Source organism: Rheinheimera pacifica, assembly GCF_900108485.1.
In the GTDB taxonomy this organism is placed as follows: domain Bacteria; phylum Pseudomonadota; class Gammaproteobacteria; order Enterobacterales; family Alteromonadaceae; genus Alishewanella; species Alishewanella pacifica.
Genome location: NZ_FNXF01000003.1, coordinates 345628 through 372165, shown reverse-complemented (window position 1 = coordinate 372165; position 26538 = coordinate 345628). Strand labels below are relative to the sequence as shown.

The window sequence follows — 26538 nt, the reverse complement described above, 5'->3', positions numbered from 1 at the left end:
ACGAGCAGAAAAGGCGCCGCGGCGCCTTTTTCTCTGCTCAACTGCTTACTTTAAGCTTCGCTTGAGCAGAGGTCGGCACTATAACAGTAGTGCGCTGCCCCAGCCAGACCCCAAGTAATACCAGCGCCATACCGACACTTTGCAGCAGTGTTAGTTTTTGTTGCAGCACCAATGCGCCCAGTACGGTAGCACTTAGCGGGCTAAGCAGGCTAAGGGTGGTTACGGCCGCTGCCGGCATTTTCATTACCCCGCGTAGCCAAAACACATAGGTTAAGCCGGTGCCGATTAACCCCAGCCAGATATAGCCAAAAACGTTAGCCAGGCTAAGTTGGGCTGGCAAGGTTTCAAACAGCAGAGCCAGCGGTAATAAAAACAGACCACCGGCCGTTAGCTGCCAACTGGTTAGTACCATAGCGCTGGCTGGCGGCAGCCATTTTTTGGTCAGTAAAGTACCGCAGGCCATGGCAAAGGCACCTGCCGCCGCTGCGGCTACGCCGATAACATCCAATTTCGCGGCCGGCCCCAGCACCAACATGGCCACGCCGGCTAAACCACACAGTGCGGCAATCCAGCTTAGCACGCTGGTTCTGGCATTCAGCACTGCCCAGCCCAGTAGTACCACCACCAGCGGTTGAATGGCGCCAACGGTTGCTGCCACGCCACCGGGCAAGCGATAGGCGGCCACAAACAGTAGCGCCTGAAAGATGCCGATGTTCAGCATGCCGAGCAGAAAAATTTTGCCCCACCAGCCTTTAGCCGGCAGTTGGCGCAGACACAGCAACATTAGTAAGCCAACCGGCAGGGTACGCAGTGTGGCAGACAGCAGCGGTACATCGGGCGGCAGAAACTCTGTGGTAACCAGATAAGTGCTGCCCCAAATTAATGGTGCGGCAGCGGTTAAACCAATATCGAACCAGCGGGCTTGCGGTACGGCTGAACTCATTGAACAACTCCTGAAATATGCGGATTAAGAAGAATTAAGCTAAGCGCCTGTTGTAAAACGCAGGCACTGTAAAAGCTCAACTTAACTTAAGGTCAATATTTTTATATGACCGCACTTAAAAAATTGCACACCGGTTAGTCGTGGTGTATTTTTGATGCAGTTATGCACCAAATGCAAAGGTGAACGTTATGCCCCGTCAGAGCATTACCCTGAGTCAGCCAAATGATGAATGGCTGCAGCAACAAGTGAGTGAAGGCGCTGAGTACAGCAGCAAAAGCGAGCTGATTAACGAGCTTATCCGTAATGCCCGTCGCGCAGAGGCAATTAACCAGAGGCTGGCTTTAGCTGAGCAAAGCGGTTTTATCAGCCAAAGTGCAGAAGATATGTTACAGGAGTTTAAGCAAGGCTTAGCTAAGCATGTATGAAGTGCGGCTGTCTAATCTGGCGAAAGAAGATTTGCGGCGCATTTATTACTATGGAGCAGAGCGTTTTGGCCAACAGCAGGCGGATCATTACTTTTATGCGTTTTTCAGCATGTTTGAACAAATTGCTAATAATCCATTTTTGTATCAATCGGTAGATCATATCAGGCCAGGCTATCGCCGTTGCCTCTGTGGTGTTGACAGTATTTATTACCGCCTCGACGGTAATACGGTAGATATTTTGGCAGTACTTGGCTCGCAGGATTTGCAGCCCTGGTTACCTTAACGCTTTATTGTGTGGTAGTTTAACTGATAAAAAACTGAGTACATAAGAGGGAACCCACTATGAAAACCAGCCTACTGCTCGCCACGCTGCTATTAATACCAACTCTGGCCCTGGCCGACGACAAAGCCGAACTTACTGCACTACTAAGCGAATTTTTAGATGGCGCAACCCGCAACGATGCCGCTATTCACAATAAATACTGGGCTGACGAACTTATTTACACCAGTTCAAGCGGCACGCGCTTTGGTAAGGTTGAGCTGATGCAAGGCGTAGCCAGCCGCGGCATGTTAAAGCCAGAAGAGATAGACACCGTGTATAGCAGCGAAGATGTGCGCATTATGCAATACGGCGATACCGCAGTGGTGGCTTTTGTACTGGTGGGCAGATCGGGCGTTGATACCAAACGTTATTTAAACAGCGGTACTTTTGTGCGTAAAAACGGCCAATGGCAGGCGGTAAACTGGCAGGCGACGATTAAGGCAAAGTAAAACAGCAATGCGCGTACAAGGAAAAATTATCCGTTGGCCGCTGCTATTGGTAGCTGTTTTTAGCGCAGCGCTTGCAGTGGCGTTCGCTTTGGAAAGGTTACCGCTATACATTATTGCCGCTTACGCTGTTATTAGTCTGTTTACGTTTATCAGTTACTGGCTGGATAAGCGCAAAGCCCAGGCTGGCCGCTGGCGTATACCGGAAGCACATTTACAGTTGTTATCGCTGATCGGTGGCTGGCCCGGTGCTTTGCTGGCGCAAAGCTATCTGCGGCATAAATCAAAAAAGCGTGCCTTTCTTACCGTGTTTTGGCTTACTGTACTGGTTAATCTGGCCGTGCTTAGTTGGTTAGTCGGGCGGGGCATACTGCCGATACTCAGCACGGTGTAGATGGGTTTCTGTTAGAAATCATCCCAGCATGTGCTCGTCTGTTGCAATAACTTCAATGCGCGCTGTAATAATTTCAGGTTAATTTATCTTAAATCTCCATTGGCAACGGACGTCAAGGCGTACATGCGGGCCTTTGCTGGTAGGCGACTAAAATAAGTTGATAAAATTGCTTTGGTTCATTTTTTGCAACCTTTGTCAGGCAAGATCTAAATTCATTTTCACGTGCCTGGTGTACGTAGTCTGACTCCGGCACACAACTGATACTGAAAGAGGAGATGCTATGAAAACGGTTACCAAAGCGGATATTAAACGCATGAATGAAGTGAACGACGAAGATTTTGTGTTGATTAATGCGCTGCCCGTAGACGCTTTTAACGAAAAGCATATTCGTACGTCAATTAATATTCCCTTTCCTGACAATGACAATTTTGTAGAAGATGTGACCAAGGTTACTGGTGAAAATAAAAATCGGAAGATCATTGTTTATTGCGCAAATAAGCAATGCGACGTTTCGCTAAACGCGGCCAAAGCACTTGATCAAGCTGGCTTTGTTAATGTGTATGATTACGAAGGTGGGATGGAAGACTGGGAAAGCCAGAAAGAGGAAGCCTAAAGCCGGTGCCTTACCTGCTGTATTCTTCACTAAGAAGAACCAGAGCGCGCTTCAGTAAGCGCGCTCTTTTTTGTGTTATACGCGGGAACAACTGATCCGCAGGTTAAAACAGTAAAGCAATTAAAATGACAATCGGAATGGGTACTCCGAGAAACCAAAGTAATATTGAACGCATAAAACCTCCTTTCAAATATTTAAATGCGATTTACACATCGCGTTGACGTCCACCGAATACTGCCATCAGACTGGCGATAAAAGCACCCATCATTAAAGCAACAAACATCCACAGTGCTGTGTAAGCCGATGCTTTACGTGCTTCATCTGCGGCCTGGCGAACCTTATCTTCTGCTTCTTTTAGCGTAGTTTGGGCTTGCTCAAAACCGCTGGCCACGCGTTGCTGTGCTTCCTGCTGGCTGATATCAGTATGTTGTGCAATGAGTTGAGCGATATAACGTTGATCTTCTTGTGGCAGAGTCTCCGTGCGTAGTGCCCGCACAAATATCCGCATCACCTCATCAGCAGGGATTTCTGTAGCCTCAGCTCCCTGGCCCCGGCTACCACTGGCTGGTGCCCTGAACAAAGCATCAACGTAATACTCAAGGGTGTTGCTTTGCCCGTTATCGTCATTGCCTGTCTGCCCTGGCATTGCAGCTGAGCTGCTTGCTGTGCTGACTACTGCGGTACCAGCGGCTGCTGTACCTGCAATATCAGCTCCGGCGCGAACACCGGCACTGGCAACCGCACCGATTACTGAGGTAAATACCGCTGCTGTCAGCAAAGTAGCAACTGCCCAGGTAAGAAAGCCATGCGCTGTATCGCGAAAATACACTTCATCGCTGTGCACTGCCGTCCACTTGGTGCGCAGCCGCCCGGCCAGATAACCACCCATACCAGATGCGGCGATCTGGGTGAAGCTTAACCAGGCAATGGCGGCGAAGCCGATCTTGCTGGCACTGACCCCCTCCGTTCGCCAGGGCGACACAGCGGAAAATCCCAGGCCAGTGCCGAGGATCACTAATATCAGTGACAAAGCTGCCGCACCTGCTGCTCCGGCAAAGATTGCGGCCCAAGATACGGCACTGTTATTGCCTGTCTCCCTGTCAGCAGGGGTTGCAATACCGGGTGCCACCACTGGTTTAGCTGCTGTAGTAATAGTTGACATAACTCTCTCCAATTGTTGAGGGTGAAATTAAAGTAATATCAGGTGTGACATCAGGTAGTTGCCGGTTTAGCGTCACGTGATGGATGCCGGTGCGCTGCCACAGCCTTAATAAAAGTTGAGGCTATCTCTTCTACTTTACTGCTGTCGGCCAGCAGAATGCCGTTAGCTTTAGTGCTGTCAGCGTCAATACCAACCATTTTCAGTAGTTGCCTGCCGGCGCCTACGGCAAGAATGGCTTTACCATGGCGGAACTGATTATTGATAAAATCGGTGGTATCCATACAGCCTGCAAGTGTTTGCACAGCGTCGTTGCCATCGGGCAATATCAGCGCGTCAAACAGTACTGACGGCGAATTTTCCATCGACTTATTTGCCAATATTTGTTCGTTGCTGCTACTAACGAAAGTGCCTACCCGCGGGCCAACAAAATGCATGACAGCTCCGGCATCGGTTAGCGCTTTATACAGCGATAGCAGCGAGGGGTAGTGCACACCGTTGTCGATCAGTACGGCAATCTGGCGGGTACGTATACCGCATTCGCCCGGCAGTGCTTTCAGTGACAGCGCCGGTGACTCTGTCACCTGTGGTGGTGGTGGTTCCGCAATGGCTTTGGGCATCGCTTGTGGTAGCGTCATACCCAGACCTGTCGCGACTTCTGCGGCCAGCTCCTGTGACACATTTACCAGCGATGACAGCATCCGCTGGCGTATCGCCGGTACTTCCACTTTACTTAATTCAAAGCGAAAGGCCGCAGCAATATGGGCTTTTTCAATAGCGGTTTGGCTGTTGTAAAACAATGTGGCCTGCGCATAATGTTCGGCAAATTTTTCCGGCTTGCCGCGCACTTTGTCTTCTCTAACGGCCTCGGGGAATGATATAAAGCCTGCGCTTCCGGCCTGAAAAGGGCAGCCACCAGCCAGGGAGTTTGGTTCATAGGCAACGCGGCCACGGTTTATCGCCTGGCGGTGCATGCCATCGCGTTGGTTATTCTGCACCTGTGCCAGCGGCGAATTAATCGGGATTTCGTGAAAATTAGGCCCACCCAGACGGCTGATTTGCGTATCCACATAAGAATGAATACGGCCGGCGAGCAGCGGATCATTAGAGAAGTCGATGCCCGGTATTATATGTGCCGTACAGAATGCCACTTGCTCTGTTTCAGCGAAAAAGTTATCAGGGTTGCGATTAAGCACCATGCGTCCGACAGGTGTCAGTGGCACCAGTTCTTCTGGAATTAACTTGGTCGAGTCGAGTACATCGAAGCTGAAGCCTTCAGCCTGCTCTTCGGTAAATATCTGCACAGCCAGCTCCCATTCAGGGAACTCGCCTGACTCAATGGCTTCCCATAAATCGCGCCGGTGGAAATCAGGATCGGCACCGGATATTTTTACCGCTTCATCCCATACCAGCGAATGGGTGCCCAGCAGCGGCTTCCAGTGGAATTTACAAAATACAGCTTCACCCTGTTGGTTGACCAGCCGGAATGTATGCACGCCAAAACCCTGCATCATCCGGTAACTGCGTGGTATGGCCCGATCTGACATTAACCACATCAGCATATGAGTAGATTCGGGCATCAAGGATACAAAGTCCCAGAAAGTGTCGTGTGCTGAAGCCGCCTGCGGCATACCGTGATGTGGCTCTGGCTTAACAGCATGCACCAGATCAGGAAATTTCATCGCATCCTGGATAAAGAACACTGGCATATTATTACCCACCAGATCCCAGTTACCTTCATCGGTATAAAACTTTACGGCAAAGCCTCGCACATCGCGCGCAGTGTCTTTCGAGCCGCGCTCGCCCGCCACGGTAGAAAAACGTACAAACACCGGGGTGCGTTTGCCTTTTTCGGCAAATGGTGCTGCACGCGTATATCGGGTTAACGCTTTATATGCTTCAAAGTAGCCATGGGCGGCAGAGCCGCGGGCGTGAACCACCCGTTCGGGGATACGCTCATGATCAAAATGGGTGATTTTTTCACGCAGAATAAAATCTTCCAATAGTGTCGGCCCACGCAAGCCTGCTTTTAAACTGTTTTGATTATCAGCTACCGGTACGCCCTGATTGGTTGTTAATGGCTGCTCGCTGGCGTCTACCCGAACCCGGTCAAGCGGGCCATTTGCTGGGTTTGAGCCGGGCCGCGCTGCAGCACCGGTTTTTGTTGTGCCGTCTTGCTCGGTATGGGTGCTGGCAGTTAACGCTGCGGAATCAGGTTTTACTGTTATGCCATCGGGGGGCAGCACGGCATTATCGTGGCCATGCTCGAGTTTTTTATTACTGTTATATGGCATAGCTGCGACTAAAGCGTCGCTTGCGTCAGCTTGTTGCATGGTAACAGCGTTAGTTTTAAGCAACTTGTTGTGTCTGTGGGGAGCTGTTTTTTCAGCTTTAGCGGTTTTACCGCTTAGCCGGGCTGACTGCGTAGATTTGTTATTCGTGGCCATAAATAAATAGTTCTCCGGTTAAGGTCGGACCTATAGAGGATCCAGCTTCAAAGTAGAGCGGTGCATAAATTAGACCATGTAGCCACCATGCGGCTTTCGGACCGATGCGACAGCGGCATCAGGCTGCGCAGGGCAACTTCGGTGGGTAGTAAAGTTGGATGGCGGTCCGGATAAAGTGTGTTTTCTGCACACAAGTGAGTAATTTTTGCAATTTATCGTTAAAAAATTACATACTTTTTCTGGGGTGGTGCAATGCAAATATTTTACATTTTACACTTAAGGGCCTGAAAGATGAGGTTTGCACTATATGGCACTGACTATGCAACAGGGCTGCGTGAACAGTGTGCGTGAACATTGTTTATACATGCAGTCAGATAATTTATTTAACTTACTAGCAGGAGGCCTGTTATGGCTAACCAGAAAAATCCAGGTGGTCGTCCAATGGACGAAGAAAAGCGTCACGGGGGCTCACAAGAGCAAAGAAATCAGCATAAACCGGTCAAGCCGGAGCGGGAAATCGATCCGGATAAAGATCGTAGTCCAAGACGGCAAGGTGGCCGTAACTCATAAGTATGTAACCCGGCAGTAGATGCCGGGTTATTCTCTTTTCTTTATCAATGTTTAAATAACCCGTCTGTCACAGAGCTTCGCCGCCAGACAATACCAGCTATTTAACTGATAGCCTGATACAGCCGTTGCCACATAGCGGCATTTTGCTGTTTTAGCGCAGCGGCTTTTTGTTTTACCTCTGCGGCTAAAGTGGTTTTGTTATCCAGCAGTTGCTCCAGTGCGTCCAGCAGGTTTTGTTCACTAAGCTCAGCTACGCAGTAATCGCCCATGCCAAAATCGGTCATCATGGCGTGGTATTTGTGGCTCCAACTGGTGGCAATACAGGGTACGCCCTGGCTAAGAGCATTTACCGCGCCGTGAAAACGCGAGCTTATTGCCAGTTCAGCTTTGCCGATAAAGGCTTTTACCGCCAGCGGATCTTCAATTTGCACTATCTGACACGGGGCTTTGGCGGCTATTTCTGCACAAAGCTCGGCATCTTCTTTACCTTCGTGGTTTACCAGCACGCATTGCATACCGGCCCCAGCCAGGGTGTTGGCTGCAGCGGCAAAGGCGGTAATGTAATCGTTGCGCAGTTGCTCAGCTCCGGCATGGTTAAACTTAGATACCACCTTATTGTTGGGTATAAGAGCGGCGTAAGGGCCATTAATCACCGGGATCTCATCATTAGGCCTTGCTGTTAAACCGACGGTGAAATCCGGTGTTAATACCACGGACTCTGGCAGGTTAGGCACGCAGCTTTGTAAATGCTGCAAGGATACCGGATCACGGACAAAAATCAGCCGGGCATGGTTAATAATATCGCGCATGGCGGCTTTGCTGTCTTCGGTTTTAAACGGGCCAAAGGCTTGCGGCATAAACACAAAGGGTTTACCGGCTTTGGCAAAACGCACGACTTCTTTGGCGGTGTTTTGCAAAAAGCGCAGTGGCCACTGATCGCCATAGGCAAAGCCGCTGGCTTCGAGCACTAAATCAATTTGTTTTTCGCTTACCATGCCGTAGCGGTTAAACAGCCGCTGCACCGCGCCGGGTAATTTGCCAATCATTGGCGTTAAATCCAGACCGCCGCGGCGGAATGACAGCTTTTGCCAGGCACCTAAACGGGCGCGCTCGGGGTAGGGCAGGTTAGGGCCGGGTGATAACACCAGCTCTACCGGCCGGGCAATGCCTTTTAAGCCTTCAAGACTGGCCAGCAGCATTAAATAAGCGCCTTTGTTGCGAAACTGCACACCTTTAATTTCAACGAAAAGTGGTTTGCTCATAGAAAAACCTTTTAATTAATGTCAGCGCGACGTGTGGTAACTAATTGCCACAGTTGCTTACGGGTGCTGGAAGATAAAAACAGGAAAAAGAACGATGCATAGGCGTAAGAAATCAGTGTCGCCCAGGCGGCACCGACTATGCCCATTTTTGGAATTAACCATAAATTCAGGCCAACATTCAGCACAGCGCCAATACCATGGCTTAACAGCGACAGTGGCTCTTGCTCGGTAATAACCAGATGCTGGCTGATAAGATAACGGACAAAAATAAAACAGCCGGCCCAGATATGAATACGCAGCACTTCTACCGCTGCAGAGAAGTTTTCACCAAATAGCAGGCTGATAATCCACGGTGCAGATAGCGACATAACCACCGCAATGCTAAAAGCCGCGGCAAAAAACATAATGGCAAAACGGCGCAGTTTAAGAAAATAATGTGGCCAGCCCTGCTGATGGGCTTTTAGCATGTCGGGGTAATACCGGGCAGCCAGCGTAGCAGGAAACACATACCACAGCTCAGATAAACGGCTGGCGGCAGCATAAATACCGGCCTGCTCGGTACCGGCGATTGAGCCTATCATGACGATATCAATTTTCAGATAAATCACCGAAACAATGCCTGATAACCACAACCAGGACGAGCGTTTTAGCAGCTGTTTTGCCTGCGCCAGATTAAACCAGCGCGGGTGATAGCCCGGCCAGCGCGCTTCGTTTTCTTTAAATGGCTGGTGTTTATGCCGGTATATAAGGTACTGCGCTATACCCACAACAAAAAATTCGATACCGGTAAGCAGTAGCAGGCTGGCAATGCCAAAACCACTATAAAGCAGCGCCAGTTTGGCACCAAAGCTAAGCAGTGAAATAGCCGATTTTATATAAGCGACACTACGAAAAGTGCCCTGATAATTCAGGTAAAACTCAAACAGCAAAAAGCCAAAAAATGCCTGCAACATAAACAGGGTGGGAATGGCAATAGCGGTGTTGCCTTCAAACATACTGGGGTACAACAGATAAAACGCCAGCAACATCAGGCTGCCGCCCAGTAAACCCAGCGCTAACCGGATGCTGATGGCGCTGTATAACATGGTCATGGCGTCGTGGCTGTTGTCGTGCTTTACCATCTGGCGCACCACTATGTTGTTCAGCCCCATGCTGGTAAGCGGCACTAAAAAAGCACTCCAGGCCATAACAATAGAATAAACGCCAAGCTCACTGGCGCCCAGCATACGGGCGACAAACACCGTTAATATGGCGCCGGCAGCCAGCTTTACCAGTTTGTCACCGAGCATAGCTGTGGCGCGTGCCATCAGGATTTTTTTAATTATTTTCACTACTTGCAGTCCTTAATTACCTGGCTACTTCACTATCCTGGGCTGTCGGCTTTGCAGCCGTTTCTGGCGAAAGTGCGAGATAATACGCCAAATATTTTGCAGGCTATACAAATAAGCACCAAACACGGCTAAAAATAACAACAGCATAACGAGATCCGGTACCAGCAGGTATTCGCCGATAATACCAATACAGGCAAAAATACAGGCTAAAGAGGTAATTAACGCCAGTGACTCGCGCGAGCTTAAGCCTAACCGCAGCGAGATATGGTGCAGGTGTTCGCGGTCGGCCTGAAACGGCGACTGCCCTTTACGGATACGCCGCACCATAATGGCAATCATGTCCATCAGCGGTATGGCAATGATCCACAATGCCGTCACAGGGCGAAAGCTGGCGCTTTCACTTTGGGTACCAATAATTAACAGCCAAATTACGCTCAGGCCAATTAACATACTGCCGGCATCGCCCATAAAAATGCGCCGCCCGGGCACCAGATTAAGGTTACATGCCAGGTAAGGCAGCATCGCCAGCACCACCACCAGCGCCATAGACGCATGCAGTTGTTGGCCCCATAAAGACATAAAAATAGCGATAGTGACAAAACTAACCATGCTAAGCATACCCGCCAGGCCGTCGATGCCGTCGGTCATATTAAATGCATTAATGGCAGCGATTACCGCAATCAGCGTAACCGGAATACCCAGCACACCAAGGTCTACCACACCTAAGCCAAACAAGTCGCCTAAGCTACCCAGATGCAAATTCAGGCTGTATGTCATGGCAAGCCCCACCAGGGTCTGGATAGCCAGGCGCAGCTTTACGCTTAAATCGAGGTAATCATCAAATACCCCCAATAACACTATGGTGCCACTGCACAGCAGGTAATAAATGGGCTCTATGCTGCTGTCGGCAAATAACAGTAGTGCCAGGCTTAAACCACAGTAAGTGGCAATGCCGCCAATCAGTGGTACGGCACCCTGATGTTGTTTACGGCCGCGCGGAATATCGACCAGACCAAAGCGGACAGACAAAGGATATAAAAAGGCAATAGCCACACAGGATGTGATAAAGGCAGCGAGATAAAGGCTAATATGTTCAGGCATTTAACTTTCCGGTTTGCGCTCAGGGTTATAGTTATTCAGCCAGGCGTCAGCTAAAATCCGTTATTACTATGCCGTTTTCGGCGTGGCCAGCAATGTCTTATAAACTAAGTGTTTTCTGGCCAGACAACAAGTATTGTACACAGCCAGTGTGACTGTCAGGATGAAATTTAAGCGTGCAAGCAGCTAACAGCAACATTTTAATTATCAGTAACATGGGGCCTAAGCCGTCGTCACCGTTTCAGGGTAAATTTGTGCATAATCAGGTGTGGGCACTGGCTGCGTTTCATCCTGCTTATCATTATATGCGCTGGCACAGTGACTCTTTGCTGAACAAATTATTGAAATATCCCGTTTTTCTGCTGGATTTTATCTGGCGCTTTATTCTTACCCGCCGCCGCTTTGATATAGTGCATGTGCATTTCTTTTATCCCACTATCTGGCTGGCGTTATTGTATAAAGCGGTGCGAAACCGCAAAGTGAAAATTGTAGTGACCTGCCATGGCAGTGATATTTATAAGTATCAGCCGCCTGGTAAAGCTTACCGCTGGTGCGCGCGTAAGGTGGATCAATGGATTTTTGCCAGCAAGGCACTGGCACAGCATTTTACGCTGCCAACTAAGCGTGCCGTAGTATTGCCGGCGGGCATCAGTGAGTTATTTCGCCAGGTTGAGCCATTAAGCTGGCAGCAAAAAACCATAGATATATTGTATGTGGGCAGCCTGGATCAGAACAAAGGTATGGATCGCCTGCTGGCATTGCTGCCCGCCATCAGTGACAAAAAAGTGGTTATAGCCGGCTCCGGCCCCTGGCTGGATAAGCTGCAATCGGCGGCAAGGCAGTTTCCTAATGTGCTGGTGGTGGGGGCAAAAGACAGCCTGGCACTAAAACAGTTATACAGCCAGGCCCGCTGTTTTGTCAGTTTGTCACGTCATGAAGCCTTTGGTTTAGTGATGGCAGAAGCCATGGCATGTTATACGCCGGTAATCGCCACCCAAACAGATGGTGCCAGCGAGCAGATAAAAGCGCTCAGCAATGGTATTCTTATCAGCCAGCAAGAAACAGAGCAACAGCTTGTGGTGGCGTTTACCCATGCTATTGAGCGCATGTGGCAGCAAAGCCCGGCAGAATATCAGCGTATGCAGCAACAGGCCCGCGCCACTGCTGAGCAGTATTTGCTGGGCCAGGTGGTAAATGAATTACAACAGCTTTATCAGGAAATCTTATTATGACTGAAGCCAGTGCAGCAGTGTTGGGCCAACAGATCCCCCAGGTAAAGATAGGGCCGGTACAGGTGTCCTCGTTTGCTGATATGCAGCAGTTACTTGAGTTTATAGTGCGCGAAGACGGCAGTGTGTATGCCGGTTCAGCTATTGCCATTAACCCGGAAAAAGTGCTGACAGCTATGCGCAACCCGCAAATTGAAGCGGTGATTAGCGGTGCAGATATCCGCTATGCTGACGGCATTGGTGTAGTAAAAGTGATGCGTAAGCGGCTGAAAAAAGACGTGCAGCGTATTCCTGGCTGCGAGCTGTGGCAAAACCTGATGCTGCGTGCAGCACAGTATAAAGTGCCAGTGTTTATTGTTGGCGCCAAACCAGAGGTAAACCAGCAAACGGCTGATAAACTGCGCGCGCAGCAGGTTAATCTGGTGGGAGCAGTAGACGGTTATTTTAAAGATGAAGCTGTACTTATTGAGCAAATAAAGCAAAGTGGTGCCCGTATTGTCAGTATTGCGATGGGCTCGCCCAAGCAGGAACTGCTGATCCAGCGTATCCGGGCGCAACACCCGGACTGTTTTTATATGGGCGTTGGCGGCACTTATGATGTGTTTACCGGTAATGTGAAACGTGCACCGGAACTTTGGTGTAAGCTGAATTTAGAATGGGCTTACCGTTTGTTGTCGCAGCCTAGCCGTATTGGCCGCCAGTTAGGGCTGCTGCGGTATGTCTGGTGGTATTGGACAGGTAAAATTTAACGTCCGGGATGGAGTTAAGATGGAAAAACAACAGCAGTTACCACTAATCAGTGTTTATATGCCCACCTTTAACCGGGTGAGCATGGCTATTCGTGCAATTGAGTCGGTGCTGGCACAGGACTACAGCAACATAGAGTTGCTGGTGGTAGACGATGCTTCAACTGACGACACCTGGCATGTATTGACTAACAAATACATTAATGATGAACGGGTAAGGTTTTTTCGCCAAAGTAAAGGCCAGGGCGCCTGCGCGGCCCGTAACCGGGCAATATCTGAAGCGAAGGGCGATTTTGTTACCGGTATTGACGATGACGATGAGTTTTTACCACACCGTTTAAGCAGCCTGTATAACGCTTATGACGACAAATACAGCTGTGTCTGCTCTGGCTATATCTGGGATTACGGCACAGTGCAGAAAAAGCTGTTTGCCAGCCGCAGTGTGGTGGCGTTACCCGAGCTGCTGGATTTGCATACCTTATCTAATCAGGCGCTGGTGCGGCGCGAGCGTATGCTGGAACTGGGTGGGTTTGATATCGGCCTGGCTGCGTTTCAGGATTATGATATGTGGGTGCGGGTGGTACAGGCTTATGGCCCGGCACTACGCATTGCCGATGCCAGCTATAAGGTAAATGTGGGCCATGAACTGGGCCGTATTACCAATTCACCCAAACGGTTGGATGCGCATAAACAGTTTGTTGCCAAGCACCGCGTGCACATGAGCGAGCGCAACCTGCAAAACCAGATGTTTTACCGCCAGAGCATGGAACAAATTCCGTTAACCCTGCTCGGGCTTATCAGCAGCTGTCGTTATGGCCTGGTAAAGCTGAAATGGCGCTATTACCTTAAACACAAGCTGGGTGCGCTCAGCCGATGGCGTATTAAAGTATTCAGTAAAGGCCTGGCCGGACTATTTAAAAAATAATGTCGTTTGCTACGCTAACTTCACCGTTGCAGCAGCGCAGCGATAAACTGCTGGGCTGGCTTATCCCGCTGTTTTTGCTGGTAGATTGCCTAAACGGCGCTTTGCTGCAGCTACATGGCATCAGCTATGGCTTGTCGGTGTTTTACAAGCTGTTATTACTGCTGCTAATGACGTTAGCTTTGCTGGTGCAACAACCTAAGGTTGTGCTGGGCCTGCTGCTGCTATTGCTTTTAATGCTGTTGGGGCCCGCACTACAGTGGCCGGTTTTAGCGCAGCGCTGGTGGCTGGCCGACATCCAACTGGCCATTAAAGCCTTAAGCCCGCTGCTGGCTTTTGCCTATTTAGTGTCTTTGCAGCAACGCTTACCTGCAACCGCGCAATTAGTATTTAAACACACGCTGATCATCAGTGCTTTGGTGTTGCTGCTAAATGCTGTGGCCGGTTTAGCCGGGTTTGGTTTTACCGCCTATCAGCCGCTTGACGGCGTAGCGCAATCGTTCTTAGGCATTAAAGGCTTTTTTTATTCCACCAACGAATTGTCGGCCGTACTGCTGGTGCTAAGTTGTGCTTTGCTGGTGCTATGCTGGACGCAACATAAACTGGCGTACTGGGGTATCAGCGCTACCGCTTTGGTTATTGCTGTGCTACTGCTGACTAAAACCGGCTTATTTGGTGTGCTGCTGCTGGTGCTGCTTATTCCGTTACTGATGCAACCGCTTAGCTTTTGGCAACGCCAACGCAAGTTAGTGTACTGGTTGCTGCTGGCAATGGTGCTGGTGCTGCTGGCTGTGCTGTTTAACGGCGAAAGCCTGTTAAAGCTGCTGGGTATTTACGACAAGCTGACTTTTGTTTACCAGCAGCGCGGCATCAGCGGTATTTTGCTGTCATCACGTGATTACTACGCCGGGCGTATCTGGCAAACCACCGCCGAGCACTATACCGACTGGCAACGTATGCTGGGTGTGGGCCAGGGCGGGGTAGCGCTATATCTGAAAAAATATTTTGCCGAGCTGGATTGGTTTGACTTGCTGGTATTTCACGGTGTCGCGGGCTTGCTGGCGTTTGTACTGTGCTTTGCCGTATTTTTCCGCCACAGCTGGCAGTTAGGCGCCAGTGGTGCCGGGCGCAGTCTGTTGCTGTTAAACCTGCTGCTGTTGCTGGTATCGTCAGTGGCTGGCCACATTTTAACGTCCGGTATGTTGTGGCTGCCCTGGGCCTTATGTAATGCGTTACTGGTACATCAGCATCAGGCAAGGAGCAAAGATGAAAGATATTCTTGAACCCTTTATGTTTCCGCATAACCTTATGCTGTTTGGTCTGTTACTGGCGTGTATTGTGTACCGCAAAAAAGGCTTATGGTTATTGCTGGCGTTTTATTATCTGGCCGGTAACAGCTTTGTGGCAAATCAGGTAAGGCACTGGTACGCCGGCCATACCAGCAGTTACAGCATGGCAGCAAACAGCAGTGTGGTGGTGCTGGGCTGTGGCGGCTCCCAAACGGCATTACCGGCGTGCGCTAAATCACGCCTGCAGCAACTGGCGCAACTGTTGCCGGATGGTGGCAGCGTGATGATGACCACCCAATACTGCAAACCCTATATCGATTACCTGATCAGTGTGGCAAATAATGTTGCGGTAGACTGCTTTTATGGCGGTGATAATACCTATAAAGAATTTAACAGCTTAGCGGCCAGACAATTAAAACCGGATTATATTGTTACCAGTGATTTTCACGCCTGGCGGGTAAAACAACTGACCCGGCATCATGGTTTTAACAGCCAGGTTGTGGCTACCTCCAGCCAGACGTTTCGCCAGGTAAACTGCGGTTTAAATTGTCTGCTGACTGTAAACCTGACCAATTTTGATTTTTACAGCAAGTTAACCGCAGAGTTTGCCAGCTATGCTGTTTTTGTGGTTACCCGCAGTTGGACCGATTGGTATCAGCCGGCGGAACCGGCTAATTAATTCAGCTTAGCAGTGTCCGGTTTTTTAGCGGCTACTGATATTGCCATGGCCGAGCCGAGCCATTTTTCGATGTTGCCGTCGCTGCCATATTCTGCTACCGCTTTGGTTAAATGCCAGATATAGCTGCCATCGTGGCGGCGTATGCGAAATTCAATGCTGTAGGGATCGCCGCTTTGTACACAGTGTAGCCAGTGTACTGATACATGTTGCCGATCGTCAGGGTGCACTACATCCAGCCAGTTTGCTGTTAGCTGCTCAGCTGTTAAACCGGTGTAGTTCAGCAGCATCTGGCTGACAAAATTTACCGCCCCGCTGCTATCTGCGGTCCAGACAAAAATAGGCATACTGTCTGCCCAATGTTTAAAGCGTTGCTGCTCTTGCGCCAGCCGCATTTTTACCTGATGCGCCGAGTTGATCTCCTGCACTATACCTTGCATGGTGGCTTCAGGGTTTACAGAGGCATAACCGACAATTCTTACCCAGTGCTCCGTTTTACCGTCTAACAGGCAGGGGCATTCAATATCAAAAGGCTGTTGTTGCTCCAGATAGTCGCTCATTAACTGCTGTATTACCGCCTGATAAGGCGACTGAAATAAACTACTGAACTGGCTTAAGGTAAAACGGGTTCTGCTGGCGTTGGGCAGCAAGGCTTTTGCCTCTGCCGACAGCCTTACCATGCTGGTATGGGTATCAAGGGTCCAGCGCGCGAATTTGGTGAGCTTATTCGCCAGCTGAAGTTGCTGTTTTTGCATTTCCATATCGGCGCGTTGCCGGTTTTGCTGCAGGTGAAGGTAAATAGCGGCGCGCATTTGCAGGTAAATCAGTAACAGGCAAACACAGGCACCGGCCCGGTTCGCCAGGACGAAAATAAACGAAAACCCCTGTGGCGCGGCAGGAGAGGTTAATACCCCGAGCCAGATAAGTACTACAGCAGCAATAAATGTGGTGTGCAGCAAGCGCAATTTGTCGGTAAGGCTGGCCAACAGTAATAATGGCGCGTATAAAAAACCATGGGCAAAACCAAGCTGAGTTTGGCTGTCGGCAGCAAAAATAAGTAATAACAGCAAATAAATCAGGTAAGCTGCATTATCGTTCTCGCGCAGTTGCTGGATCCAGTGACTCATTGCTTGCTCCCTGCCAATATACGTGCGCTAATTATGGTACATAAGTTATTGGGTTAAAAATTATTTGTATGTAAATGCTGTTTTCTTGTGATGTGAAATATTTCAGATTACAGCTTAAGCAGAAATTCTGCTGTTACAGGCCTATACTGAAACCAAACAAGTTAATGATTCTAATCTAACTTTTATCAGCCAAATAAACTGTGCCAGAGGGTACACAGGAACTTATGTTACTGAAAAACTTTAACGTACTGGTGGTAGACGACGTAGTGCTTATGTGCGACTTTCTCTATGGTGTAGCCAAGAAAGTGCCGGGCTGTTATGCCTTTAAAGCACTGGATGGTAAAACTGCGGCCGAAACGCTGGAAAATGAAGCCATTGACTTGTTAATTACTGATATTGAAATGAAAGGCCCCACCGGGCTGGAGCTAATATATCGGGTGAGATCAGGCGGTTTTGCCAGCACCGCGCATGATATTCCGATCATTATATTTTCAGGCAATGCTTATCTGGAGTTAATACAGCAAAGTATCAGCTATGACGTTAATGATTTTCTGGCTAAGCCGATTACCGCAGATCAGCTGATACGCAAAATACAACATCATTTGCAGACAGAAAAACAGATTAAAAGTGCTGCACATTATCGGGCGCTAAACAGCGATTTTTCGGCTAAAACCGCCGTACCGGATGAAAACCGCAAAGTCAGTGTGGCAATAGTGCGTGAGTTAAACCCTAAGCCTGAAGCTGAGACTGAAGAGCCCGACATTTCAGGTAAGAAAGCAGATAAAAAGGATTTTTTGTTCTGGCCCGAACATGCCACTACCGGCTATTTCCAGATTGACCGCCGCCTGCGTAACTTTGCTTTTAATATCAGTTGTTTTCACAATGTATTTGTTGGTAACTGCAAGCCGGTGGCGATTGAGAGTGAACGTAAAAGAGCCTGTGAAGCCTGCGATTACCTGTTTCACATTACGAAAAACATTAAGCATAAAGAGCGCCGCCATCAGTTTTGGTTGTTGTTCAATCAACGGCTGGAAAAATTAAAACCCTTAGCGGCAGAGCTAAACAGCGTCAACATTAAGCATCATAGCCAGGTGCTGGTGTTGTTGAAACGGCTATCTTACTGGTGGATGCAAACCTGTAACCGGCCGATTATTCAGAAAAACGATGACGACGGAGCTGATAATGGCTGAACCAGCCACATTGCCGGTACTGGATCTTAACGTGCTGATTGCCATGTATGGTGATGACAGTGCAGAGACGATAACACTGGCCTTATCCGGTTTTCGCCGGGAAGCGACTCATTATGTACAACAGTTGCAGGACGTCGGGCAGCCCAGTGCTCGGAAAGATCATGCCCCAACAGATAATGTCCAAACAGATAATGCGCTGGCAGATACAGCACGCCTGTGTCACAGCCTGAAAAGCATGTGTGGCTTGGTGGGGGCTGCAAAACTGATGCAGTTGTGTATAGCGCTTGAGCAGGCCGCCTGGCAGCAAGACCTGCCAACCCTACAAAGCGGACTGCTAAAGTTAGCCGGGGTTTGGCCAGAAACGTTGGCCATGTTAAACCTGATCTTACTACAACACGGCTACACTGATGTGTAACATCCTGTTTATTGATGACGACGCATTTATCCTCAGTGCCTATCAGCGTATGTTGCGCGGGTCTGTTTATCAGGCCTGCTATTTACAACAGCCGGCCCAGTTGTGGCAGCAGGTTTATTTAACCTCACTGACGATCGTGCTGGCTGATCAACAAATGCCGGGTATAACCGGCACTGAGTTACTGCTACAGTTACAGCACAATCACCCTGCAATTAAGCGCGTATTGATCAGCGGTGACCTTACTTTAGCAATAGAACAGCTGGCACCCGAGCTGACACTTGATGCCGCTTTGGCAAAACCCTGTAGCAAAGTGGCATTACTGGACTGTTTACAACGCCTTAGCGGAGGGCTTACAGCAACTACATGACAAATAGCCAGCTTCGCATTAGTAACATTATATGGCTTAGTGTATTTTACAGCAGCAGCCTGGTGCTAGTGTTTGCTGCCTTATTGGTATTGTGCGGTACGCTGTTGCATAGCGATGCCAGGGTATACCGCTTTGTTTTACTACCCGACACTGCTTTAGCCCTGGTGGCCGCAGTGCTGTTACTGTGGGCAGTGATCAGTAAAAAGCCTGCTCTGGTATTAGCAGCAATGTTGGTTGTCGCTTTAGTTGCCGGCGCTGGTTTGCTGTGGTATCAGGCCGATGTTGGTAGCGCAGCGTTAAGCTGGCAAAGTGACGAAGCCCGGCTGCCACCACTGCAAAGCACAGTGTTGTTGTTGTTTTGCTTTGTCTGGTCAGGTTGGTTTTTGCGGCCAACATCGCACTGGTGTCGTGTTTTCAAAGGTTTACGGCTGCTATTTAATCTGCTTTTAGCTGGGTTAAGTTTCTGCATGTTACTGGCTGAACATGGTTTTCTCTCTGGTACCTCACTTAGCCTTGATATAGTGCCGGGCTCTGATGCGATGCTGAGTTTAAGTGCCACAGCTTCTGTTCATACCGCCCTATATTTACTCTTGCTGGCTGCAGCCAGTTTCACTGCGCCTTATGTCAAAACCCGGCCATCGGCACAGCAATTGCGCAGCAGCGGATGGTTATTGGTGTGTTTTATTGCCCTGGCATCCGCTTTGCTGTGGTTTAATTTTGCCCATCAGTTACAACAAAAAGCCGAGCAGGTATCGGCACAGATCGCAGATAAATTGCAGCTTAATGTCAATCAGATGATAGCGGAGCAGCGGGGCTTAATGTACCGTTTAGCTGAAAGAATAAACGCTGCCGAGTATGAACTTAGCCAGTCTTATTTCAGCGCTGAAATTCACAGTTATCTGCGTGATTATCCCTATATTGATTACCTTGCGGTACAGGCAGGCGACGGCTCCTTACTGTATGCCAATGCCCAGCAAAACACAGAGTTAGCCTGGTTTAACCGTTACCTGCAGCAACTGCCAGATATACAGCCGCAGCACTTTGCCGGGTTGTCGCAGCCTTCTTTGAGGCTGTACTATGATACTGTTATAGACCATGCATTTGTCCTTGCTGCAATAGCGCCAGTTAACCGCGCTGGTGTGGCTCAGGTGGTCGCCAGCGTCGACTTTGCCAAGGCGCTGCGGCTGGCATTGCCTGAGTTAATACCAGAGGGCTACTTTGTGAAGTTGCAGCAAACTGCGCAAAACCCGGTTTACAATTCGGTGGCTACAGCACCTGATGCTACCAAAGTGGGCCAGTTTGCTATTGATCTGATGCCAGGGTTTTCGTGGCAACTAAGGGTGTATACCAACCTCAATGCTGATGCCAAAACCATGTTGTTAACGGCAGAAGTAGTGCTGCTGGCAGGGTGGTTAACTACGTTGCTGGTGATGTTGAGCCAGAAATACTACCAACAAAGCCAGCGCCATCGTATGCGTTTGCTTGCCGGCAACGATAAACTGCAGCACAGCCTGGATACCGTGCGGCTGTTGCAGTTAAAACAGCAGCAAATTCTGGAGAACTCAGCTGATCTGATTTGTGTTATTGATGCTGACGGCTGTTTTGTGGAACTGAGTAAGTCTTGCGGCAAAATACTCGGCTACCGGCCTGACGAACTATTGCAGCAGAATTTTATCGATTTTGTGCATCCGCAAGACAAAGTTCTGAGCCTGACCGAAGCCGATAAAATTACCTCAGGCACGCCAACTAATCACTTTCGTAATCGTTATCTGCGTAAAGACGGCTCGGTGGTGCATCTGATGTGGGCGGCAAGTTATGTCGACGTTTATCGAACCATCTATGCCGTGGCCCGTGATATTAGCTATCTGGTGAAAGCCGAGTTGTATCAGCAGGCGCAACAAGACGTGCTGAGAATGATCTCAACCGAGCAGGCACTGCCTGAGATTTTGCAGCGCATTTGCCTGATGGCAGAGCAGCAAAGCAGTACAGTGTTGGCTGCAGTAATGTTAAAACAGGGCGAACAGCTGCATTTGGCAGCCGCGCCATCTTTTAGCACAGCCTTTGCTGGCGCGCTTACCACCCTGGCGGTGGCGGATAACGCCGGCTGTTGTGGTGCCGCGGCTTATCAAAAGAGCCTGGTAATGTCGCCGTTAATATCTGCTGATGAAAAGTGCCGCATTTATGCAGCCGCCGCCCAAGAGCAAGGCGTGCTGGCATGCTGGTCGATGCCCATGGTGTCACTGCAGGATGACGTAGTGGGCACCTTTGCCCTGTATTGCACCGAACAAAGAATTGCTGGCAAAGAAGAGCTTGAACTGATGATTAGCTGTAGCCGTTTTGCCGCTCTGGCAATAGAGCGTGCGGCGCATACCCGCCTGTTGCAGCAAAGTGAACAGCGTTTTCGCTCGCTGTACGAGTTAAACCCCGATCCGGTGTACATTCTTAACCCAGAAGGCTACTTTGTCGATATGAACCAGGCGGGCTGTAAGCTGCTGCAGTATAGCCGCGCTGAGGTAATCGCCATGCATTACGGCCGGGTAATGCTGCCTGAGCATTTACCGCTGGTACACCGCCATTTTGCCAGTGTTCTTGCTGGCAATGGCGAACGCTTTGAGGCCAGTATTGTTACCCGTAATGGCCGGCAGTTGGAGCTGGATATATCCATTATACCCAGCTGGCAGGACGGTAAGATTATTGGTGTTATTGGTATATCAAAGAATATTTCCGAACGGGTACTGGCACAGAATCAGTTGCGGCTGTTTAAACGGGCGGTAGATGCAACCTCCAACGGGGTAATTATCGCTGATGTGCTGCAGCCAGATATGCCTATCATTTATGTTAACAGTGCTTTTGAGAAACTTACCGGTTATAGCTCAACGGAGGTTGTTGGCCGTAACTGCCGATTTTTACAGGGTAAAGAGCGTGATCTGCTGGCAACGAATCAAATACGTGATGCCATTGCCAAACGTCAGGAATACTCGGTGGTGCTAAGAAACTTTCGCAAAGACAACCGTGCGTTTTGGAACAACCTGTTTTTGGCGCCGGTGCCGGATGACTGTGGTGCTATTACCCATTACATCGGTATTCAGGCCGATATTACGGAACAAAAAAATTATGAACAGGAGCTGGCGTATAACTCGTCGCATGATTTGCTCACCGGCTTACCCAACCGTGCACTGTTAAAAGATCGTCTGACACAAAGCTATCAAATCAGTAAACGCAATCAGCAAAAAGTGGCCATTTTGTTTATCGATTTGGATGGCTTTAAATTAATTAACGACAGCCTTGGTCATTTAAACGGCGACGAGGTGCTAAAACAAAGCAGTATGCGTATTGTATCCTGTATTCGCCCTGGCGATACGCTAGCCAGAATTGGTGGGGATGAATTTGTATTAATGCTAACCGATCTTAGTTCAGCAGATGAGGTTATGCCGGTTACAGAACGTATTCTGGCGGTAGTGGCGCAGCCACTTAACATTGCCGGCCAGGAGTTGCATATCACTGCCAGTATTGGTATCAGTTTGTCGGACAATGAACAATCCGAGCCGATGCAGATGGTGCAACAGGCTGACTTAGCTATGTACCGCGCTAAGCAGTTAGGCCGTAACAACTACCAGTGGTATAGCGCTGAATTGGATGTTGCGCTGAGCAAACAGCTGAATTTGCGGGCACAACTGAAAAAAGCTATCAGCAATCAGGAGTTCGAGCTGTATTATCAGCCACAAATTGACGCCATCAGCGGCGATATTATAGGGCTGGAAGCGCTGCTGCGCTGGCCCGATAAGCAAGCAGGCTTTATCAGCCCGGACGAATTTATTCCGCTGGCAGAAGAAACCGGTGAAATAGTACCGCTGAGTAACTGGGTGCTGGATCACGCCAGCCGCTATAATAAATCACTGATTGAGCGCGGTATTGCGTCAGTGGTGATGGCGGTGAATATCTCGTCGATACAGTTTCAGCGCAGCAATTTTGTAGAGCAATTACAGCAAACATTACAGACAAACGGTTTGGCGCCGCGCTGGTTCGAAATTGAACTGACAGAATCGGTGTTGTTCGATAACACCGAACAGGTGATCCTGAAATTGCAGCAACTGCGCCAGATTGGCGTGAAAATTTCAATTGATGATTTTGGTACCGGCTATTCCAGTTTAAATTACCTTAAGCGCTTACCGATGGATAAACTGAAAATAGATCGCACTTTTATCCGCGATATTGTTACCGATAAGCGTGATGCAGCGATCAGCAGAGCCATTATCGCTATGGCGCACCATCTGGATATCAGGGTTATTGCTGAGGGCGTGGAAAATGAAGCCCAGGTCGCGCTGCTGCGCAAAAGCCTGTGTGATGAATACCAGGGCTATTACTTTGCTAAACCGATGCCCGCAGCCCAACTTGAGCTGTTTATACAGCAGTACCCCACGCAGCGGCAGATCCTGCCGGAATCGGTCAGTAATCAGCAAACTATTTTGCTGGTGGACGATGAAGAAAATATTCTCAGTGCCCTGACACGGGTGTTGCGCCGCGATGCTTATCGAGTGCTGACCTGCACCGGCGCTAAGCAGGCGTTTGATATTCTGGCACTGAACCAGGTGCAGGTGATCTTGTCAGATCAGCGTATGCCGGGCATTAGCGGTACTGAGTTCTTTAGCCAGGTTAAAGATATGTACCCCGACACCATTCGTATCGTGTTATCCGGCTATACCGATTTACGTTCTGTCACCGAGGCAATAAACAAAGGCGCTATTTATAAATTTATGACCAAACCCTGGCAGGACGACGAATTGCGTAGCGAAATCAAACAGGCATTTGCACAGTATCAGCAGCAGATCAACAGCAAAACGGGGCAACAATGAGCCAGCGCAATAATGGCAAAGAGGCACAAATAGCGCGTTTAGAAGCGCAATTGCTGGTATTGAAAGAGCAATTGCTGCAATCAGAAAAGCTGGCATCTTTAGGCCAGTTGGCCGCTGGCGTGGCGCACGAAATTAATAACCCTATTGGCTATGTGTCGTCGAATATGAAAATGCTGGCAGAATATTCCGACAGTTTAATTAATCTGGTGAAACTGCTTAGCATGCAGGTTGATGAAGCGCAGCGTCTGCCGCTGCTGGCGCAGTTTGATTTTGATTATGTCTGTGCCGATTTACCCAAGCTGGTGCAGGAGTCTGAGCAGGGCCTGAGCCGGGTAGTGGATATTATTCACGACTTAAAAGATTTTTCTCATATTGAAGAAGCTGAATTTGTTGAGGCTGATTTACATCAGGGCATCCAATCTACCCTTAATTTGGTGGCAAATGAACTGAAGTATAAAGCTGATGTAGTAAAAGACTTTGCTGAATTACCTTCGGTGCACTGTATTCCGTCACAGCTGAATCAGGTGTTGCTTAACCTGCTGATCAATGCCGCTCATGCCATTGAGCAACATGGTATTATCCGTATCAGTACCGGTTGTAATGACAACTGGGTTTGGTTTAGCGTAAGCGATACCGGTAAAGGCATGGAGCCGGCGCAGTTAGGCCGTATTTTTGAGCCGTTTTATACTACTAAACCCAAAGGCCAGGGCACTGGCCTGGGGTTACCGTTGTCCCGCAGCATCGTCGAGAAACATCAGGGTGTGCTCGATGTTAGCAGTACGCCTGGGGTTGGCAGTTGTTTTACCGTTAAATTGCCGCGCCAGCCACAACTTTAATCATTAAGAATACACCATGACTGATAAAACCCCGCACCTTGTAGTGGCGCCAAATGTGCCTGTGTCAGCCCAAGTAGCCGTGCCGCCAACTTTAGCTGTATTGCCTTGGATAGGCGGCTTTTTAAAGCCTTATCGTAACCGGGTATTGCTGGCCATATTGTTTTTACTGATTGGTTCCCTTAGCTGGCTGGCGCTGGGCCAGGGTGTGCGCCTGTTGGTTGACGATGGTTTTGTTGCCAATAACAATGCCCGGCTAAACCAGATCACGCTGGGTATTTTGCTGCTGTGCATGTTGTCTTCGGCGGCGGTATTCTGCCGTTTTTATTTAATGACCTGGCTGGGTGAGCGGGTAAGTGCTGATATCCGCAACCGCGTGTACCAGCATATGCTGAAGTTGTCGCCGTCATTCTATGGTGAAATGCGCACCGGTGAGGTGATTTCACGTTTTACTGCCGATACCACCTTATTGCAAAGTGTCGTGGGTTCCAGTTTGTCGATGGCGCTGCGGGCAACAGTAACGGCCATTGGCGGTTTGCTGATGATGGCACTAACCAGCTTCAAAATGACCGGATTAGTATTGCTGGCAGTGCCGCTGGTATTACTGCCGATTATTGTGCTGGGTCGCAAAGTGCGTAAATTATCGCGCGTCAGCCAGGACCGCTTAGCTGAAGTGGGCGCCTATGTTGATGAAAGCCTGCATGAAATTCATACCGTGCAGTCTTATGGCCATGAGCCGCGTGATAAACAATTGTTCGCCGACAGAATTGAGCAGGTAATGCAGTCTGCCAAACAGCGTATTTTCTACCGTGCTTTACTGATCGCTGCCGTAATGCTGCTGAGTATTACCGCTATGGTACTGATCAGCTGGGTAGGCGCGCGCGATGTGATGGCCGGGGTTGTCAGTGCCGGTGAACTGACTGCTTTTATGTTTTATGCCGTGATGGTGGCAGGCAGCGCAGCAACAATCAGTGAAGTAACCGGCGATATTCAGCGCGCAGCGGGCGCCACGGAGCGCTTAATTGAACTGGCCACCGCACCGGTTGAAATAGCCTCACCGGCAGTTCCACAAGCACTTTGTGCGCCGGTAGCAGGTGCACTTAGCCTGCACCAGCTTAGCTTTGCTTATCCGCAGGTGGCCGATAAAATGGTGCTGCAACAGCTTAATATCGACATTCAACCCGGTGAACGTATTGCGCTGGTAGGGCCAAGTGGGGCCGGTAAAACGACTTTATTTCAGCTATTACAGCGGTTTTATCAGCCAACTACCGGACAGATACTGCTGGATGGCACTGATATCAGCCAACTGGATTTAACCCAGCTGCGCGCCCAGTTTGCTCTGGTACCGCAAGAGTCAGTTATTTTTGCCAGTTCAGTGCTGGAAAACGTGCGTTACGGCAGGCCAGATGCCACAGAGCAAGAAGTAATTAACGCCTGCATTGCCGCACGGGCAGATGGTTTTATTGCTGAGTTTAGTGACGGCTATGCCACACAATTAGGTGAGCGCGGCGTGCGGTTATCCGGTGGTCAAAAGCAGCGTATTGCTATTGCCCGGGCTATTTTGGCTGACAGACCTGTGTTGTTGCTGGATGAAGCGACCAGTTCACTGGATGCCCTAAGTGAGCAACAGGTGCAACAGGCGCTGGATAATTTAATGCAGGGTAAAACCACACTGATTATCGCCCACCGGCTAGCCACAGTACTTAACGCCGATCGCATTCTGTTGCTGGAACACGGCAGGCTGATCGCCAGCGGTACCCACCAGCAGTTGCTGTTATCAAGCCCGTTATATAAGCAGCTGGCTGAGCTGCAGTTACTAAATTAATACCAGCAGTAAAACAGCAAATGGCTAATGCTTACCCCGAAGGAATTAAGCCGGCA

The 26538-nt window shown here is 49.4% G+C and carries 24 protein-coding genes; 17 read left to right on the top strand and 7 right to left on the bottom strand.

Annotation, left to right across the window (positions count from 1 at the left end):
• Positions 1-37: 37 nt before the first annotated feature.
• Positions 38-943, bottom strand: coding sequence for an EamA family transporter (locus BLW68_RS06225; RefSeq protein WP_092791382.1), 906 nt, complete (start codon positions 941-943; stop codon positions 38-40).
• Between the two features lie 188 nt (positions 944-1131).
• Between BLW68_RS06225 and BLW68_RS06220 the strand changes: the two genes are divergently transcribed.
• From BLW68_RS06220 to BLW68_RS06200, 5 genes are all read left to right on the top strand, one after another.
• Positions 1132-1368 (top strand): ribbon-helix-helix domain-containing protein, encoded by a 237-nt coding sequence (locus BLW68_RS06220; RefSeq protein WP_092791380.1) that lies wholly within the window; start codon positions 1132-1134, stop codon positions 1366-1368.
• Positions 1361-1651 carry a type II toxin-antitoxin system RelE/ParE family toxin gene (locus tag BLW68_RS06215; protein ID WP_092791378.1) on the top strand — a complete coding sequence of 97 codons (291 nt, stop codon included), beginning with the start codon at positions 1361-1363 and terminating at the stop codon, positions 1649-1651. Before BLW68_RS06220 ends, BLW68_RS06215 begins: the two co-directional genes overlap by 8 nt.
• 59 nt (positions 1652-1710) lie before the next feature.
• Entirely contained in the window at positions 1711-2139 is a 429-nt protein-coding gene (locus tag BLW68_RS06210) for a nuclear transport factor 2 family protein (RefSeq protein WP_092791376.1), read from the top strand.
• Between the two features lie 7 nt (positions 2140-2146).
• The gene (locus BLW68_RS06205; RefSeq protein WP_092791374.1) at positions 2147-2530 is read left to right on the top strand and encodes a DUF1294 domain-containing protein; all 384 of its coding nucleotides are present in this window, start codon (positions 2147-2149) and stop codon (positions 2528-2530) included.
• Between the two features lie 280 nt (positions 2531-2810).
• Entirely contained in the window at positions 2811-3143 is a 333-nt protein-coding gene (locus BLW68_RS06200; RefSeq protein ID WP_092791372.1) for a rhodanese-like domain-containing protein, read from the top strand.
• A gap of 205 nt (positions 3144-3348) precedes the next feature.
• On the opposite strand, the gene BLW68_RS06195 is transcribed toward BLW68_RS06200, so the two are convergent.
• Positions 3349-4305 carry a hypothetical protein gene (locus BLW68_RS06195; protein ID WP_092791370.1) on the bottom strand — a complete coding sequence of 319 codons (957 nt, stop codon included), beginning with the start codon at positions 4303-4305 and terminating at the stop codon, positions 3349-3351.
• 50 nt (positions 4306-4355) lie between these two features.
• Positions 4356-6749: a catalase gene (locus tag BLW68_RS06190; protein WP_245728283.1), complete on the bottom strand. Its 2394-nt coding sequence runs from the start codon at positions 6747-6749 to the stop codon at positions 4356-4358.
• Positions 6750-7157: 408 nt separating this feature from the next.
• On the opposite strand from BLW68_RS06190, the gene BLW68_RS21080 reads away from it, so the two are divergent.
• Positions 7158-7319 (top strand): hypothetical protein, encoded by a 162-nt coding sequence (locus BLW68_RS21080; RefSeq protein ID WP_177172168.1) that lies wholly within the window; start codon positions 7158-7160, stop codon positions 7317-7319.
• A 101-nt stretch (positions 7320-7420) separates the two neighbouring features.
• Here BLW68_RS21080 and BLW68_RS06180 read toward each other — a convergent pair whose 3' ends face one another.
• Genes BLW68_RS06180 through wecA form a run of 3 tightly spaced genes read right to left on the bottom strand, consistent with a single transcriptional unit; the run spans position 7421 to position 11013 of the window.
• Positions 7421-8581, bottom strand: a complete 1161-nt coding sequence (locus tag BLW68_RS06180; RefSeq protein WP_092791366.1) for a polysaccharide pyruvyl transferase family protein — start codon at positions 8579-8581, stop codon at positions 7421-7423.
• 11 nt (positions 8582-8592) lie between these two features.
• The gene (locus BLW68_RS06175) at positions 8593-9912 is read right to left on the bottom strand and encodes a flippase (RefSeq protein ID WP_092791364.1); all 1320 of its coding nucleotides are present in this window, start codon (positions 9910-9912) and stop codon (positions 8593-8595) included.
• Between the two features lie 24 nt (positions 9913-9936).
• Positions 9937-11013, bottom strand: a complete 1077-nt coding sequence (gene wecA, locus BLW68_RS06170; RefSeq protein ID WP_092791362.1) for a UDP-N-acetylglucosamine--undecaprenyl-phosphate N-acetylglucosaminephosphotransferase — start codon at positions 11011-11013, stop codon at positions 9937-9939.
• A 173-nt stretch (positions 11014-11186) separates the two neighbouring features.
• Between wecA and BLW68_RS06165 the strand changes: the two genes are divergently transcribed.
• From BLW68_RS06165 to BLW68_RS06145, 5 genes are read left to right on the top strand one after another with little or no spacing between them, the layout of a single operon-like run.
• Positions 11187-12242, top strand: a complete 1056-nt coding sequence (locus BLW68_RS06165; protein WP_218141315.1) for a glycosyltransferase family 4 protein — start codon at positions 11187-11189, stop codon at positions 12240-12242.
• Positions 12239-12988, top strand: coding sequence for a WecB/TagA/CpsF family glycosyltransferase (locus BLW68_RS06160; protein ID WP_092791360.1), 750 nt, complete (start codon positions 12239-12241; stop codon positions 12986-12988). Before BLW68_RS06165 ends, BLW68_RS06160 begins: the two co-directional genes overlap by 4 nt.
• 19 nt (positions 12989-13007) lie before the next feature.
• The gene (locus tag BLW68_RS06155; RefSeq protein ID WP_092791358.1) at positions 13008-13910 is read left to right on the top strand and encodes a glycosyltransferase; all 903 of its coding nucleotides are present in this window, start codon (positions 13008-13010) and stop codon (positions 13908-13910) included.
• Complete coding sequence (locus BLW68_RS06150; protein ID WP_092791356.1) at positions 13910-15190, top strand: O-antigen ligase family protein; 1281 nt, start codon at positions 13910-13912, stop codon at positions 15188-15190. The genes BLW68_RS06155 and BLW68_RS06150 overlap by 1 nt, the downstream gene beginning before the upstream one ends.
• The gene (locus tag BLW68_RS06145; RefSeq protein ID WP_092791354.1) at positions 15174-15875 is read left to right on the top strand and encodes a YdcF family protein; all 702 of its coding nucleotides are present in this window, start codon (positions 15174-15176) and stop codon (positions 15873-15875) included. Before BLW68_RS06150 ends, BLW68_RS06145 begins: the two co-directional genes overlap by 17 nt.
• Here BLW68_RS06145 and BLW68_RS06140 read toward each other — a convergent pair.
• A complete protein-coding gene (locus BLW68_RS06140) occupies positions 15872-16999 on the bottom strand; it encodes a PAS domain-containing protein (RefSeq protein WP_092791352.1) in 1128 nt (375 codons plus the stop codon). The two genes, BLW68_RS06145 and BLW68_RS06140, sit on opposite strands and share 4 nt — an antisense overlap.
• Before the next feature lie 224 nt (positions 17000-17223).
• Between BLW68_RS06140 and BLW68_RS06135 the strand changes: the two genes are divergently transcribed.
• From BLW68_RS06135 to BLW68_RS06110, 6 genes are all read left to right on the top strand, one after another.
• Complete coding sequence (locus tag BLW68_RS06135; protein ID WP_092791350.1) at positions 17224-18189, top strand: response regulator; 966 nt, start codon at positions 17224-17226, stop codon at positions 18187-18189.
• Complete coding sequence (locus BLW68_RS06130; RefSeq protein ID WP_177172167.1) at positions 18182-18604, top strand: Hpt domain-containing protein; 423 nt, start codon at positions 18182-18184, stop codon at positions 18602-18604. Before BLW68_RS06135 ends, BLW68_RS06130 begins: the two co-directional genes overlap by 8 nt.
• Positions 18597-18971, top strand: coding sequence for a response regulator (locus BLW68_RS06125; protein WP_092791346.1), 375 nt, complete (start codon positions 18597-18599; stop codon positions 18969-18971). Before BLW68_RS06130 ends, BLW68_RS06125 begins: the two co-directional genes overlap by 8 nt.
• Before the next feature lie 62 nt (positions 18972-19033).
• Positions 19034-23824 (top strand): EAL domain-containing protein, encoded by a 4791-nt coding sequence (locus BLW68_RS06120; protein WP_218141314.1) that lies wholly within the window; start codon positions 19034-19036, stop codon positions 23822-23824.
• Entirely contained in the window at positions 23821-24660 is an 840-nt protein-coding gene (locus BLW68_RS06115; RefSeq protein ID WP_092791342.1) for an ATP-binding protein, read from the top strand. The genes BLW68_RS06120 and BLW68_RS06115 overlap by 4 nt, the downstream gene beginning before the upstream one ends.
• A gap of 16 nt (positions 24661-24676) precedes the next feature.
• Positions 24677-26482, top strand: a complete 1806-nt coding sequence (locus tag BLW68_RS06110; RefSeq protein ID WP_092791340.1) for an ABC transporter transmembrane domain-containing protein — start codon at positions 24677-24679, stop codon at positions 26480-26482.
• The last annotated feature ends 56 nt before the right edge of the window (positions 26483-26538 follow it).

What these genes read in the sequence shown, in the direction of transcription:
- BLW68_RS06225 (WP_092791382.1), bottom strand. Translation starts at nt 943, where the DNA reads ATGAGTTCAGCCGTACCGCAAGCCCGCTGGTTCGATATTGGTTTAACC.
- BLW68_RS06220 (WP_092791380.1), top strand. Translation starts at nt 1,132, where the DNA reads ATGCCCCGTCAGAGCATTACCCTGAGTCAGCCAAATGATGAATGGCTG.
- BLW68_RS06215 (WP_092791378.1), top strand. Translation starts at nt 1,361, where the DNA reads ATGTATGAAGTGCGGCTGTCTAATCTGGCGAAAGAAGATTTGCGGCGC.
- BLW68_RS06210 (WP_092791376.1), top strand. Translation starts at nt 1,711, where the DNA reads ATGAAAACCAGCCTACTGCTCGCCACGCTGCTATTAATACCAACTCTG.
- BLW68_RS06205 (WP_092791374.1), top strand. Translation starts at nt 2,147, where the DNA reads ATGCGCGTACAAGGAAAAATTATCCGTTGGCCGCTGCTATTGGTAGCT.
- BLW68_RS06200 (WP_092791372.1), top strand. Translation starts at nt 2,811, where the DNA reads ATGAAAACGGTTACCAAAGCGGATATTAAACGCATGAATGAAGTGAAC.
- BLW68_RS06195 (WP_092791370.1), bottom strand. Translation starts at nt 4,305, where the DNA reads ATGTCAACTATTACTACAGCAGCTAAACCAGTGGTGGCACCCGGTATT.
- BLW68_RS06190 (WP_245728283.1), bottom strand. Translation starts at nt 6,749, where the DNA reads ATGGCCACGAATAACAAATCTACGCAGTCAGCCCGGCTAAGCGGTAAA.
- BLW68_RS21080 (WP_177172168.1), top strand. Translation starts at nt 7,158, where the DNA reads ATGGCTAACCAGAAAAATCCAGGTGGTCGTCCAATGGACGAAGAAAAG.
- BLW68_RS06180 (WP_092791366.1), bottom strand. Translation starts at nt 8,581, where the DNA reads ATGAGCAAACCACTTTTCGTTGAAATTAAAGGTGTGCAGTTTCGCAAC.
- wecA (WP_092791362.1), bottom strand. Translation starts at nt 11,013, where the DNA reads ATGCCTGAACATATTAGCCTTTATCTCGCTGCCTTTATCACATCCTGT.
- BLW68_RS06160 (WP_092791360.1), top strand. Translation starts at nt 12,239, where the DNA reads ATGACTGAAGCCAGTGCAGCAGTGTTGGGCCAACAGATCCCCCAGGTA.
- BLW68_RS06155 (WP_092791358.1), top strand. Translation starts at nt 13,008, where the DNA reads ATGGAAAAACAACAGCAGTTACCACTAATCAGTGTTTATATGCCCACC.
- BLW68_RS06150 (WP_092791356.1), top strand. Translation starts at nt 13,910, where the DNA reads ATGTCGTTTGCTACGCTAACTTCACCGTTGCAGCAGCGCAGCGATAAA.
- BLW68_RS06145 (WP_092791354.1), top strand. Translation starts at nt 15,174, where the DNA reads ATGAAAGATATTCTTGAACCCTTTATGTTTCCGCATAACCTTATGCTG.
- BLW68_RS06140 (WP_092791352.1), bottom strand. Translation starts at nt 16,999, where the DNA reads ATGAGTCACTGGATCCAGCAACTGCGCGAGAACGATAATGCAGCTTAC.
- BLW68_RS06135 (WP_092791350.1), top strand. Translation starts at nt 17,224, where the DNA reads ATGTTACTGAAAAACTTTAACGTACTGGTGGTAGACGACGTAGTGCTT.
- BLW68_RS06130 (WP_177172167.1), top strand. Translation starts at nt 18,182, where the DNA reads ATGGCTGAACCAGCCACATTGCCGGTACTGGATCTTAACGTGCTGATT.
- BLW68_RS06125 (WP_092791346.1), top strand. Translation starts at nt 18,597, where the DNA reads ATGTGTAACATCCTGTTTATTGATGACGACGCATTTATCCTCAGTGCC.
- BLW68_RS06115 (WP_092791342.1), top strand. Translation starts at nt 23,821, where the DNA reads ATGAGCCAGCGCAATAATGGCAAAGAGGCACAAATAGCGCGTTTAGAA.
- BLW68_RS06110 (WP_092791340.1), top strand. Translation starts at nt 24,677, where the DNA reads ATGACTGATAAAACCCCGCACCTTGTAGTGGCGCCAAATGTGCCTGTG.